General features: G+C 53.4%; 8 protein-coding genes, 1 tRNA gene and 1 pseudogene. All 10 read right to left on the minus strand.

The features are described 5' to 3' along the window. Positions 1-525: 525 nt before the first annotated feature. The 10 genes and pseudogenes from rpoC to tuf all read right to left on the minus strand — a co-directional run bounded on the left by rpoC (position 526) and on the right by tuf (position 13475). A complete protein-coding gene (rpoC, locus tag E7745_RS01675) occupies positions 526-4848 on the minus strand; it encodes a DNA-directed RNA polymerase subunit beta' (protein ID WP_107032224.1) in 4323 nt (1440 codons plus the stop codon). Between the two features lie 51 nt (positions 4849-4899). Further along, complete coding sequence (gene rpoB, locus E7745_RS01680; protein ID WP_107032223.1) at positions 4900-8715, minus strand: DNA-directed RNA polymerase subunit beta; 3816 nt, start codon at positions 8713-8715, stop codon at positions 4900-4902. A gap of 247 nt (positions 8716-8962) precedes the next feature. Then, a complete protein-coding gene (gene rplL / locus E7745_RS01685; RefSeq protein ID WP_107032222.1) occupies positions 8963-9337 on the minus strand; it encodes a 50S ribosomal protein L7/L12 in 375 nt (124 codons plus the stop codon). An 81-nt stretch (positions 9338-9418) separates the two neighbouring features. Next, the gene (gene rplJ / locus E7745_RS01690; protein WP_107032221.1) at positions 9419-9949 is read right to left on the minus strand and encodes a 50S ribosomal protein L10; all 531 of its coding nucleotides are present in this window, start codon (positions 9947-9949) and stop codon (positions 9419-9421) included. A gap of 22 nt (positions 9950-9971) precedes the next feature. Then, positions 9972-10667 (minus strand): 50S ribosomal protein L1, encoded by a 696-nt coding sequence (rplA, locus tag E7745_RS01695; RefSeq protein WP_107032220.1) that lies wholly within the window; start codon positions 10665-10667, stop codon positions 9972-9974. A gap of 12 nt (positions 10668-10679) precedes the next feature. Next, positions 10680-11123, minus strand: a complete 444-nt coding sequence (rplK, locus tag E7745_RS01700) for a 50S ribosomal protein L11 (protein WP_107032219.1) — start codon at positions 11121-11123, stop codon at positions 10680-10682. Between the two features lie 185 nt (positions 11124-11308). Beyond that, a pseudogene (gene nusG, locus E7745_RS01705) lies at positions 11309-11859 on the minus strand (transcription termination/antitermination protein NusG). Between the two features lie 21 nt (positions 11860-11880). Beyond that, positions 11881-12081 (minus strand): preprotein translocase subunit SecE, encoded by a 201-nt coding sequence (secE, locus tag E7745_RS01710; protein WP_107032217.1) that lies wholly within the window; start codon positions 12079-12081, stop codon positions 11881-11883. Positions 12082-12097: 16 nt separating this feature from the next. Beyond that, positions 12098-12170 (minus strand) — tRNA-Trp (locus E7745_RS01715). Between the two features lie 120 nt (positions 12171-12290). Beyond that, the gene (gene tuf, locus E7745_RS01720) at positions 12291-13475 is read right to left on the minus strand and encodes an elongation factor Tu (RefSeq protein ID WP_107032216.1); all 1185 of its coding nucleotides are present in this window, start codon (positions 13473-13475) and stop codon (positions 12291-12293) included. Positions 13476-13575: the final 100 nt, after the last annotated feature.

Genomic DNA, 13575 nt, shown 5'->3' on the forward strand with positions numbered 1-13575 from the left:
TAAAATCTGAGCGAAAGATTTGAGATGGATATGGCTCTGAATTGAAGGAGCATAGCGAGCTATGTGACTGAGATGAAGAGCCATAGCCACTCAAAGCTTTCGGAGGCGATTGTATTGCTTTTTTTTGTAAATAGTATATTCCATTTGTGAAAATTTTTAAGTTACCTGAGCCTTGGTGTCTCTTTTGCTAAATTGTTGAAACTCGTCAGTCGCATAGCTCGCTATGCTTCTTCCTCCTTTGCAACAATTTATCTAAAAGATACACCACTCAGATTTTAACTCTTGTTATGAAACACCCTCTAAGACGGGACAGACCGGTGATGGCTCGGAGAGCCTATGTTTACGAAACCCCTGGGTCTGCGAGTGCCGAGGCGGCAGCGGAGGCCGAGCGATGCCTGAGATCCATGTGCGTGGACACAGATCCATCGGCCCTGGGGTGAGGATACAGTGAACCCCGCTTGTCCGGATTCGGGCAGGCGGGGTTCGGTGTTTTTATGGATGACCGGCTTTTTGGAGCCGTCAGGATCAGAGTTCGGTGTGGGCTACGTCGACTGCTTCGGGGGCTTCGTCGCGGGTGACTACGGGGATATCAAAGGCGTCTTCGATGTCATCCTTGCCACCTACCACGATGCGTTCGTAGGAGCGGAGACCGGTACCTGCGGGAATGAGGTGTCCGCAGATCACGTTTTCCTTCATGCCCACGAGGTAGTCGACCTTGCCGTTGATAGCGGCTTCGTTGAGCACCTTGGTGGTTTCCTGGAATGATGCGGCCGACATGAACGATGATGTCTGCAGGGCGGCACGGGTGATACCCTGGAGGATCTGTTCGGAGGTGGCGGGCTGTGCATCGCGTACCTGGATGGGACGGAGGTCACGGCGCTTGAGCGATGAGTTTTCGTCGCGGAGCTTGCGTGCGGTGATGATCTGGCCGGGCTTGACGTTTTCGCTGTCGCCGGCGTCGGTGACAACTTTCTTGCCCCAGATGCGGTCGTTTTCGTCCATGAAGTCGCGCTTGTCGACCACCTGCTGTTCGAGGAAGTTGGTGTCGCCGGGATCGAGGATGTTGACTTTGCGCATCATCTGGCGTACGATGACTTCGAAGTGCTTGTCGTTGATCTTCACACCCTGCATACGGTAGACGTCCTGGACTTCATTGACGATGTATTCCTGAACGGCTGTCGGACCCATGATGTTGAGGATGTCGGCCGGTGTGGTGGCGCCGTCTGAGAGCGGGGTGCCTGCGCGCACATAGTCGTTTTCCTGAACGAGGATCTGTTTTGACAGGGGCACGAGATATTTCTTGGTCTCTCCGAGTTTGGAGGTGACGGAAATCTCGCGGTTGCCTCGTTTGACCTTTCCGAACTTGACTTCACCGTCGATTTCAGATACGATGGCGGGGTTGGAGGGGTTACGGGCTTCGAAGAGTTCGGTCACGCGGGGGAGACCACCGGTGATGTCACCTGCAGAGCCTGCGGCGCGCGGGATCTTGACGAAGATTTCGCCGGGTTTGAGTTCGGCGTTTTCGTCGACCATGAGGTGGGCGCCCACGGGGAGTGCATAGGTGCGGAGGATCTGGCCGTTTGCGTCAACGATGTTGGCTTCAGGCACTTTGCCGCGTTCCTTGGATTCGATGATGATTTTTTCGCGGAGACCGGTCTGCTCGTCGGAGTCGACGCGATAGGTGACGTTTTCGGTGAGGTTGACGTATTGTACCTTACCACCTGCTTCGCTGACAATGACGGCGTTGAAGGGGTCCCATTCGCAGATCACATCGCCTTTCTTGACACGTGCGCCGTTATCGAAGAAGAGTTTCGCGCCGTAGGGGATGTTTGCGTTGGTGAGCATCATCTTTGTGGTGGGGTCGATGATGCGCATTTCTGCGAGTCGGCCGATAACCACATCGACCTTACGTCCGCTGGCGTCGACCTCTTCGGTCTGCACGGTGCGGAGTTCGTCGATTTCAAGGATGCCTTCGTAGCGCGAGGTGAGCGAGTTGACAGCGGCGATGTTCGAGGCGACACCACCGACGTGGAATGTACGGAGGGTGAGCTGTGTACCGGGCTCGCCGATTGACTGTGCGGCGATCACGCCGACAGCTTCGCCCATCTGGACCATGCGGTGTGTGGCGAGGTTGCGGCCGTAGCACTTGGCGCAGACACCCTTCTTTGATTCGCAGGTGAGCACCGAGCGGATCTCGACTGATTCGATGGGTGATTCGTTGATGCGGTCGGCTGCAAGGTCGTTGATCTCTTCTCCTGCGGCGACGATGAGTTCGCCGTTGGTGGGGTCGATAATGTCATGGACAGAGACGCGTCCGAGGATGCGTTCGCCGAGTGAAGCGACGACTTCGTCGTTGTTCTTGATCTCGGTGCAGACGAGTCCGCGGAGGGTTCCGCAGTCTTCTTCGTTGATGATGACGTCATGGGCCACGTCGACCAGACGGCGGGTAAGATAACCGGCGTCGGCTGTCTTGAGCGCGGTGTCGGCAAGACCCTTACGGGCACCGTGGGTCGAGATGAAGTATTCGAGCACCGAAAGGCCTTCCTTGAAGTTTGCAAGAATCGGGTTTTCGATGATCTGGCCTCCTTCGGCACCGCTCTTCTGGGGCTTGGCCATAAGGCCACGCATGCCGGAGAGCTGACGGATCTGGTCTTTAGAACCACGGGCGCCGGAGTCGAGCATCATGTAGACAGGGTTGAAGCCCTGCTTGTCGGCCGAGATCTGTTTCATGAGGGTGTCGGCCAGACGTGAGTTGACGTGTGTCCAGATGTCGATGATCTGGTTGTAGCGTTCGTTGTTGGTGATGAAGCCCATCGAGTAGTTGTTGAGGACTTCCTGCACCTGTTCGTAGCCCTCGCGCACATATTCTTCTTTTTCGGCAGGGATGAGTACGTCGCCGAGGTTGAATGACAGACCGCCCTTGAATGCCATGTAGTAACCGAGGTTCTTGATGTCGTCAAGGAACTGTGCCGAGCGGGGAATACCGCAGTGTTTGATTACGCGCGAGATGATGGTACGCAGTGATTTCTTGGAGAGGATCTCATTGACGTAGCCGATTTCTTTGGGCACGTAGCGATTGACGAGCACACGGCCTACGGAGGTATTCTCGACGAGGTGCTTGATGGGGTTGCCGAATTCGTCGATGTCTTCGACTACAACCGACACGGGTGCGTGGAGTGTCACGCGGCCTTCGTTGTAGGCGATTTCAGCTTCTTCGGGTCCGTAGAATTTGAGGCCTTCGCCCTTGTCGCCTTTGCGGAGCTTGGTGATGTAGTAGAGACCGAGCACCATGTCCTGCGAGGGCACGGTGATAGGTGCGCCGTTGGCGGGGTTGAGGATGTTGTGAGATCCGAGCATAAGGAGCTGGGCTTCGAGGATGGCTTCGTTGCCCAAAGGAAGGTGGACTGCCATCTGGTCACCGTCGAAGTCGGCGTTGAATGCCGTACATGCGAGGGGGTGGAGCTGGATTGCCTTTCCTTCGATCATTTTGGGCTGGAAGGCCTGGATGCCGAGACGGTGGAGGGTCGGGGCTCGGTTGAGGAGCACGGGGTGGCCCTTCATTACGTATTCAAGGATGTCCCAGACGACTGGTTCCTTGCGGTCGACGATCTTCTTGGCAGACTTGACGGTCTTGACGATGCCGCGCTCGATGAGCTTGCGGATGACGAAGGGCTTGTAGAGTTCGGCAGCCATGTTTTTGGGGATACCGCACTCGTGCATCTTCAGTTCGGGACCTACGACGATAACCGAACGGGCCGAGTAGTCGACACGCTTACCGAGGAGGTTCTGACGGAAGCGGCCCTGCTTGCCCTTGAGCGAGTCGGAGAGCGATTTGAGGGGACGGTTGGCTTCGGTCTTTACGGCTGAGGATTTGCGTGAGTTGTCAAGCAGTGAGTCGACGGCTTCCTGGAGCATACGCTTTTCGTTGCGGAGGATGACGTCAGGGGCTTTGATCTCTATGAGGCGTTTCAGACGGTTGTTGCGGATGATGACGCGACGATAGAGGTCGTTGAGGTCGGAAGTTGCGAAGCGGCCGCCGTCCAGAGGCACGAGCGGACGGAGTTCAGGCGGAATGACGGGTACTGCCTGGAGGATCATCCATTCGGGACGGTTGCGTTCACGCGATGCGCGGAACGATTCAACCACCTGGAGGCGCTTGAGGGCTTCGGTCTTGCGCTGCTGCGATCCTTCGGAGTTGGCCTGGTCGCGCAGGGCGTAGGAGAGGTCGTCGAGGTTGATGTCTTTGAGAAGATCGTAGATTGCCTCGGCACCCATTTTGGCAACGAACTTGTTGGGGTCGGTGTCGTCAAGGAGCTGGTTTTCGCGGGGCAGACGGTCTATGATCTCGAAGTATTCTTCCTCGGAGAGGAGGTCGAGACGCTGTATGGGTTTCTCTCCTTCGGCTGCAACGCCGGGGTTGATGACCACGTAGCGTTCGTAGTAGATGACTGCATCGAGTTTCTTCGAGGGAAGGCCCAGGAGGTAGCCGATCTTATTGGGGAGTGAGCGGAAATACCAGATGTGGGCCACGGGAACCACAAGTTTGATGTGGCCCATGCGCTCACGACGTACTTTCTTTTCGGTCACTTCAACACCGCATCGGTCGCAGACAATGCCTTTGTAGCGGATGCGCTTGTACTTGCCGCAATGGCATTCGAAGTCCTTGACGGGACCGAAAATGCGCTCGCAGAAGAGGCCGTCGCGCTCAGGCTTGTAGGTGCGGTAGTTGATTGTTTCAGGTTTTAACACCTCGCCGCTCGACTTCTCAAGAATCTCCTCAGGCGATGCGAGCCCGATGGAGATTTTTGAGAAACTGTTTTTTTGCTTATTGTCTTTTCTAAAAGCCATATATATAATATGAGAACAATGTTAAAATTAAGGATGTCGCCGTGGCTGACATTACTGCTCAAGGTTGATGCTGAGACCGAGACCGCGGAGTTCGTGGAGAAGCACGTTGAGTGATTCGGGAATTCCGGCCGGCGGCATTGCCTCGCCCTTGACGATGGCCTCGTAGGTCTTCGAGCGGCCTGTGACGTCGTCAGACTTGACAGTGATGATCTCCTGGAGGATGTGGGCGGCGCCGAATGCTTCGAGCGCCCAGACTTCCATCTCACCGAAACGCTGACCACCGAACTGGGCTTTACCGCCGAGAGGCTGCTGGGTGATGAGTGAGTACGGGCCGATGGAGCGTGCGTGCATCTTGTCTTCAACCATGTGGCCGAGCTTAAGCATGTAGATCACGCCTACGGTTGCGGGCTGGTCGAAGCGTTCGCCTGTGCCGCCGTCGTAGAGGTAGGTCTTGCCGTAGCGTGGTATGCCGGCTTTGTCGGTCCACTCGTTGAGGTCTTCGAGGGTTGCGCCGTCGAAGATGGGGGTTGCGAATTTCTCGCCGAGTTCGCGGCCTGCCCATCCGAGCACTGTCTCGAAGATCTGGCCGAGGTTCATACGCGAGGGCACACCCAGCGGGTTGAGGACGATGTCGACCGGAGTACCGTCGGCGAGGAAGGGCATGTCTTCCTGACGCACGATGCGCGAAACGATACCCTTGTTGCCGTGACGGCCTGCCATCTTGTCACCGACGCTGATCTTACGCTTCTTGGCGATGTAGACCTTGGCAAGTTTCATGATGCCTGAGGGAAGTTCGTCGCCAATGGAGATGTCGAACTTCTTGCGGCGGAGTTCGGCGTCGATCTCCTTTGATTTGCGCAGGTAGTTGACGATTGTGGCGCGGATCATGTCGTTCTTGTGAGCGTCGGCTGTCCACTTTGAGAGATTGATGGTGTCGTAGTCGATCTCACGGAGTGTTCCGGCTGAGAATTTGGCTCCCTTGGGGATGATGTCTGTGCCGAGGAAGTCTTTCACGCCCTGCGATGTCTTGCCGTTGGTAAGGGTCATCAGCTTTTCAACAAGGAGGTCCTTGAGGGCGTTGAGACGGTCTTCATATTCTTCGTCGAGCTTGGGCAGCACTGCGCTTGCGCTCTTCTTGGTTTTCTTCTTTTCGGCTTTCTGGAAGAGGTGGGTTCCGATGACAACGCCTTTGAGCGAGGGCGATGCCTTGAGCGATGCGTCTTTGACGTCGCCGGCTTTGTCGCCGAAGATGGCGCGGAGGAGTTTTTCTTCCGGAGTGGGATCGCTTTCGCCCTTGGGTGTAATCTTACCGATCATGATGTCGCCGGGGACGATGTGGGCACCCACGCGGATGATGCCGCGCTCGTCGAGGTCTTTGGTGGCGTCTTCAGAGACGTTGGGGATGTCAGAGGTGAGCTCTTCCATACCGCGCTTGGTCTCGCGGACTTCGAGGGTGTATTCGTCGACGTGGACAGAGGTGAGGATGTCTTCGCGCACCACTCGTTCGTTGAGCACGATAGCGTCCTCATAGTTGTAGCCCTTCCAGGGCATGAAGGCTACCTTGAGGTTGCGTCCGAGTGCGAGTTCGCCTTTTTCGGTCGAGTAGCCTTCGGTGAGGATGTCGCCTTTCTTGACGCGCTGGCCCTTGTTGCAGATGGGACGGAGGTCGATGGTTGTGCTCTGGTTGGTCTTGCGGAATTTGGGGAGGTGGTATTCCTTGACGCTGTCTTCGAATGATACGAATTCTTCGTCTTCGGTGCGGTCATAGCGGATGCGGATGACGGTTGCGTCGACGAATTCGATTGTGCCTTCGCGTTCGGCCATGATCTGGGTGCGGCTGTCGCGGATGAGCTGGCCTTCGATGCCGGTGCCGACAATCGGAGACTCGCTGCGGAGCAGGGGCACGGCCTGGCGCATCATGTTCGATCCCATGAGGGCACGGTTTGCGTCGTCGTGTTCAAGGAAGGGGATGAGCGATGCGGCGATCGAGGCGATCTGCGTTGGCGATACGTCCATAAGCTCTACCTGGTCAGGAGCGACGATAGGGAAGTCGGCGTCCATACGGGCTTTGACTCGATCGTTGATGAAGCCGCCGTTGTCGTTGACCGGCGCATTGCCCTGGGCTATGATTTTGCCTTCTTCGATTTCGGCTGTGAGATAGACAACTTCGTCGTTCTTGAGGTTGACCACACCGTCTTTCACTTCACGGTAGGGGGTCTCGATGAAGCCGAGGTCGTTGATCTTGGCGTAGACACAGAGCGAGGAGATAAGACCGATGTTCGGGCCTTCAGGGGTTTCGATCGGGCAGAGACGTCCGTAGTGGGTATAGTGTACGTCTCGGACCTCGAAGCCTGCGCGCTCGCGCGAGAGACCGCCGGGGCCGAGGGCCGACATACGGCGCTTGTGGGTGATTTCGGCCAGCGGGTTGGTCTGGTCCATGAACTGCGAGAGGGCGTTGGTGCCGAAGAATGTGTTGATGACGCTCGAAATGGTCTTGGCGTTGATGAGGTCAATCGGGGTGAAGACTTCGTTGTCACGCACATTCATGCGTTCGCGGATGGTGCGCGACATGCGGGCGAGGCCTACGTTGAACTGGTTGTAAAGCTGTTCGCCTACGGTGCGCACACGGCGGTTGCTCAGGTGGTCGATATCGTCGACATCGGTCTTCGAGTTGATGAGCTCGATCAGATATTTGATGATGGCGATGATGTCTTCCTTTGTGAGCACCTTGACATCCATCGAGGTTGTGAGGCCGAGTTTCTTGTTGATACGGTAGCGGCCTACTTCGCCGAGGTCATAGCGCTTTTCAGAGAAGAAAAGGTTGGTGATGACTTCGCGCGCGCTTGCATCGTCCGGCGGCTCGGCGTTGCGGAGCTGTCGGTAGATGTACTGGATAGCTTCTTTCTCGGAGTTGGATGTATCTTTCTGGAGTGTGTTGAATATGATGGAGTAGTCGGAGGTGTTGGCGTCTTCCTTGTGGAGGAGTACGGTCTGCACGCCCGAATCGAGGATTTCCTGGATGTTCTCTTCTTCAAGGACAGTCTCGCGGTCGAGGATGACGTCGTTACGCTCGATCGACACAACTTCGCCGGTATCTTCGTCAACGAAGTCTTCAACCCAGGTCTTGAGCACGCGGGCGGCGAGTTTGCGGCCTACGGCTTTCTTTAGGTTTGTCTTGTTGACCTTGATTTCCTCGGCAAGTCCGAAGATTTCAATGATGTCCTTGTCACTTTCAAGGCCTATGGCACGCAGAAGAGTGGTCACGGGGAGTTTCTTCTTGCGGTCGATGTAGGCATACATGACGTTGTTGATGTCAGTGGCAAACTCGATCCAGCTTCCGCGGAAGGGGATGATACGGGCGCTGTAGAGCTTGGTTCCGTTGGCGTGGGTGCTCTGTCCGAAGAACACGCCGGGCGAACGGTGAAGCTGCGACACGACAACGCGCTCGGCACCGTTGATGACAAAGGTGCCCTTGTCAGTCATGTAGGGGATGGGGCCGAGATAGACGTCCTGAATCACAGTAGCGAAGTCCTCGTGGTCAGGGTCAGTACAGTAGAGTTTGAGCTTGGCCTTGAGGGGAACGCTGTAGGTCAGACCGCGTTCAAGACATTCGTCGATTGTGTAACGCGGAGGATCGATGTAATAGTCAAGGAACTCAAGCACAAAGTTGTTGCGGGTGTCTGCGATGGGGAAGTTTTCGGCAAACACCTTGAAGAGTCCCTCGTTTTTTCTTTTTTCCGGGGGAGTGTCGAGCTGAAGGAAGTCCTGGAACGACTTCAGCTGCACCTCCAGAAAGTCGGGATAAGGGAGAGGATTTTTAACCGACGCGAAATTTACGCGGGGTTTTGCTAAAGTGATATCTGACATCTAAAAAGAAGGATAATGAATTAAGATTTTTTAACTCCAAAAATTCGATGTGAAGAAGAGAATCAGAAGGGTTTGTAGCCTAAAAGACTAAAAATAGGGCAATTTGCCATGCCCGGCAGGGCAAATTTTTATTTTTAAATATAAATAATTATGATTTTTTATCTAAACCCGTCTATTGTAACGCAAATAGGTTAAGAAACTCCCTGACGGGAGAATCTTAACCCATTATAGCTTAAAAGGAGTATGCTTATTTGAGCTCTACTTCAGCACCTGCTTCTTCGAGCTGCTTCTTGAGGCCTTCAGCATCAGCCTTAGCCATGCCTTCCTTAACTACTGAGGGAGCACCGTCAACCATTTCCTTAGCTTCCTTGAGGCCAAGACCGGTGAGTTCCTTCACGAGCTTAACGACAGCGAGCTTAGAAGCACCGGCTGATTTGAGAACTACGTCGAAAGAAGACTTTTCTTCTTCAGCAGCAGCACCAGCAGCGGGGCCGGCAGCAACAGCAACAGCAGCAGCTGCGGGTTCGATGCCATAAGTTTCCTTGAGGATCTGAGCAAGTTCGTTTACTTCCTTAACGGTGAGGTTAACAAGTTGTTCTGCAAAAGCATTAAGATCTGCCATGATTTTATAGTTTTATTTGTTGTTTTTTAATTTAATAGAATTGAGGTTGAGCAGAGAGGCTTGGAGAATGGAGCTTGGCGCTTAGGCCTCCTTCTTCGAAAGAGTTTCGAGGATGCCGTGAAGTTTGCTGCCACCAGAAGTAAGGGCAGAGATAACGTTCTTGGCGGGAGACTGGAGAAGAGCGACAACGTCGGCGATGAGCTCGTTTTTGCTCTTGATTGCGCAGAGAGCGTCGAGCTGATCCTCGCCCATGTAGATAGTCTCTTCAACGTAAGCAGCCTTGAGGCGGGGAAGGACGGCGTCCTTGTCGGCCTTGCGGATATCCTTGATCAGCTTTGCGGGAGCGTTGCCTACGTTGGCAAGCATCAGCGAAGTTGATCCGTGGAGTGCTCCGTAGAGTTCAGAGTAATCGCCTTCAAGTGATTCGAGCGCCTTGTGAAGAAGGGTGTTCTTCACAACCATGAGCTTCACGTCGGCCTTGTTGCATTCGCGGCGTAGGGCTGTGGTCTTTTCGGCGTCGAGGCCGGCGGTTTCAGTGAGGTAGAAGCAGCTATACTCCTGGATAGTTTTAGCTATGTTCTCAATAGCAATGATTTTATCTTCCTTTTTCATTTTGTACAGTCAGCTTAAGAAGTTATTCGTCGATCGACTTGGGGTCAATCTTGATACCCGGACTCATTGTGCTCGAAAGATAAATGCTCTTGATGTAGGTACCCTTTGCAGCAGCAGGCTTGAGTTTGATCAAGGTGTTGATGAATTCACGCACGTTGTCAGCAGCGGCGGCAGCTTCGAAAGAGACTTTGCCGACTGACGAGTGAACGATACCGTTCTTGTCAACCTTGAAGTCGATCTTACCCTTCTTCACTTCTTCAACAGCCTTAGCGACATCGTTGGTCACAGTACCGCTCTTGGGGTTCGGCATGAGGCCACGGGGACCGAGAACACGGCCGAGGGCACCTATCTTACCCATGATAGCGGGCTGAGTGATGATCACGTCGACATCGGTCCAGCCACCTTTGATTTTATCAATGTATTCGTCAAGACCTACATAGTCTGCGCCGGCAGCCTTGGCGGCAGCTTCAGCGTCTGAGTTGCAGAGCACGAGAACGCGCACCTGCTTTCCGGTTCCGTGGGGAAGTGTCACAACGCCACGTACCATCTGGTTAGCCTTACGGGGATCGACACCAAGGCGAACATCCACGTCAAGTGAAGCGTCAAATTTGGTGAAAGTGATTTCTTTCACGAGGCTCACTGCTTCAGCAAGTGTGTAAACCTTTCCGGCTTCAACCTTTTCCTGGGCAATCTTTTGATTTTTCGTCAGTTTACTCATGTCAATTGAAGTTTAGAGGTTTTCGGGGAATGTTCCTTTCACGGTGATACCCATGCTTCTGGCTGTTCCGGCAACCATACGCATTGCCGAAGCTACGTTGAAACAGTTCAAATCGGGCATTTTGTCCTCGGCAATCGCCTTAACCTGTTCCCAGGTGATTTCTGCGACTTTCTTACGGTTAGGCTGAGCGGAACCGCTTTTGAGCTTTGTAGCCTCAAGGAGCTGGATAGCTACCGGAGGAGTCTTGACAACGAAGTCGAAGCTCTTGTCGGAGTAATAGGTGATTACTACAGGAAGTACCTTACCGGCCTTGTCCTGGGTGCGGGCATTAAACTGCTTGCAAAACTCCATGATGTTGATACCCTTGGAACCAAGAGCAGGACCAACTGGAGGTGAAGGATTTGCGGCTCCTCCTTTGATTTGCAATTTGATCTGTCCAGCAATTTCTTTAGCCATGATAAATCTAAATTTTGTTAATGATTCGGTTAAAACGATGACGTCTGTTCTTTCACCAAGATATCTCTCCGGCGTCTTTCGTAACCAAGTGCCGGAGAGCCATCATTGAATTCAGGCTCGGAAACTGCGTCATCTCCCGTGGCGCGGCCAACGGCTTTGCAGCGATTGACAGCGCCGCGCGATGTTTATTCACGCTCTACCTGCGAATTTTCGAGTTCCAACGGAGTTTTACGTCCGAAGATCTTGACCATAACCTTGAGTTTCTTTCTCTCGCGGTTGACTTCCTCGATGGTTCCGGAGAAACCGCTGAAAGGACCGAATGTCACTTTCACAGTCTCGCCCACCATGTAGTCGTTTCCTTCGTCGGTCGGGTCAATCATTTCATCGGCCGTTCCCATCATTCTGAGCACTTCGCTTTCACGAAGGGCTTCGGGGCGGCGTTCTTGCCACGTCCACGCAGGAAATCAATCACATTAGTGGTGTTACGGAGTTCATACAGGACCTCACCGGTGAGGATACACTCCACAAAGACATAGCCGGAGTAAAGGTTTTTCTCCTTCACTACCTTCTTGCCGTTGCGGACGGACATAACCTTTTCGGTAGGAATCAAGACCTGAAAAACATAATTGCCGAGGCCGGTGTTGCGGATGGCTCCATCCAGAACTTCTTTAACCTTAGCTTCCTTGCCTGAGATAGCGCGAAGCACATACCAGGCTTTTTTCAATTCTTCCGCCATTGATTTTCTTCCTTTTAAAGATTACTGACCGAGGCTGTAAATGAAGTGCATAATGGTATTGACCACCTGATCCATAGCGAAGACAATCGCCGCTATAATGATGGAAGCTATCAGCACGATGACTGCGCTCTTGACCAGCTGGCCCCTTGTAGGCCAAGAAGTCTTATATCGAAGTTCGGTATAAGACTCCTCTATATCCGTAAGTAGTTTAAGTTTACTCATTTGTCGTGTTTTTTAGCACGGGACGAGAGGCTCGAACTCCCGACACCCGGTTTTGGAGACCGGTGCTCTACCAACTGAGCTAGTCCCGTATAGGAAAACCGACCCTCGATCCGCTTCGAGTGTGACCCGTCAGTGAGACAAGGGTCGGTTTTGGTTTTATTCAGTGACCGGTCTTAAAGACCGATTCGTGAATGACTTTATGAGTGGTATTACTCAAGGATCTCAGTGATCTGGCCTGAACCCACGGTACGACCGCCTTCACGGATAGCGAAGCGAAGACCTGCGTCGCAAGCAACCGGGTTGATGAGCTCAACGTTGATCTCAACGTGGTCACCGGGCATTACCATTTCTACACCTTCGGGGAGAGTGATCTCACCGGTTACGTCAAGAGTACGGATGTAGAACTGAGGACGATAGTGGTTGTGGAACGGAGTGTGACGGCCACCTTCTTCTTTCTTCAGGATGTAGACAGAAGCTTTGAACTTGCTGTGGGGCTTAACAACTCCGGGGTGGCAGATTACCATACCACGCTTGATATCTTTCTTGTCGATACCGCGGAGGAGAAGACCTACGTTGTCACCGGCTTCACCCTGATCGAGGAGCTTGCGGAACATTTCAACGCCAGTTACAACTGACTTCATGTCTGCGCCGAGACCCATGATCTGAACTTCGTCACCAACCTTTACGATACCAGTTTCAATACGACCGGTAGCAACGGTACCACGACCAGTGATTGAGAACACGTCTTCAACAGGCATAAGGAAGGGCTTGTCGATGTCGCGGGGAGGCAGGGGAATCCAGTTGTCAACGGCATCCATGAGCTCCATAACCTTAGCTTCCCATTCGGGTTCGCCGTTGAGGGCGCCGAGTGCAGAACCGCGGATGATAGGAGTTTCATCACCGTCATATTCGTAAGTCGAAAGAAGGTCGCGCATTTCCATTTCAACGAGGTCGAACATTTCTTCGTCGTCAACCATGTCGCACTTGTTAAGGAACACAACAAGACGAGGAACGTTCACCTGGCGAGCGAGAAGGATGTGTTCGCGGGTCTGGGGCATAGGACCGTCAGTTGCAGCAACCACGATGATAGCACCGTCCATCTGAGCAGCACCGGTAACCATGTTCTTCACGTAGTCAGCGTGTCCGGGGCAGTCAACGTGAGCGTAGTGACGGTTTGCAGTCTCATACTCTACGTGAGCGGTGTTGATTGTGATACCACGTTCTTTTTCCTCAGGAGCGTTGTCGATCTGGTCGAACGACTTAACTTCAGAGAGACCAGCCTTAGCGAGCACTGTAGTGATAGCAGCAGTCAGAGTGGTCTTACCGTGGTCAACGTGACCGATAGTACCGATGTTAACATGCGGTTTGGTTCTTTCGAATTTCTCTTTAGCCATAACTTTGCTATTATTTTCTTGATTAAATGATTGACTTTTCTAACAAGACGCCACGATAGCGTAAGCGCACTATCGGGGCTGTCATTTTATAGATTGGTTT

Source organism: Duncaniella sp. C9, assembly GCF_004803935.1.
Lineage (GTDB): Bacteria > Bacteroidota > Bacteroidia > Bacteroidales > Muribaculaceae > Duncaniella > Duncaniella muris.

What these genes read in the sequence shown, in the direction of transcription:
- rplJ (WP_107032221.1), bottom strand. Translation starts at nt 9,949, where the DNA reads ATGAAAAAGGAAGATAAAATCATTGCTATTGAGAACATAGCTAAAACT.
- rpoC (WP_107032224.1), bottom strand. Translation starts at nt 4,848, where the DNA reads ATGGCTTTTAGAAAAGACAATAAGCAAAAAAACAGTTTCTCAAAAATC.
- rpoB (WP_107032223.1), bottom strand. Translation starts at nt 8,715, where the DNA reads ATGTCAGATATCACTTTAGCAAAACCCCGCGTAAATTTCGCGTCGGTT.
- secE (WP_107032217.1), bottom strand. Translation starts at nt 12,081, where the DNA reads ATGAGTAAACTTAAACTACTTACGGATATAGAGGAGTCTTATACCGAA.
- rplK (WP_107032219.1), bottom strand. Translation starts at nt 11,123, where the DNA reads ATGGCTAAAGAAATTGCTGGACAGATCAAATTGCAAATCAAAGGAGGA.
- tuf (WP_107032216.1), bottom strand. Translation starts at nt 13,475, where the DNA reads ATGGCTAAAGAGAAATTCGAAAGAACCAAACCGCATGTTAACATCGGT.
- rplA (WP_107032220.1), bottom strand. Translation starts at nt 10,667, where the DNA reads ATGAGTAAACTGACGAAAAATCAAAAGATTGCCCAGGAAAAGGTTGAA.
- rplL (WP_107032222.1), bottom strand. Translation starts at nt 9,337, where the DNA reads ATGGCAGATCTTAATGCTTTTGCAGAACAACTTGTTAACCTCACCGTT.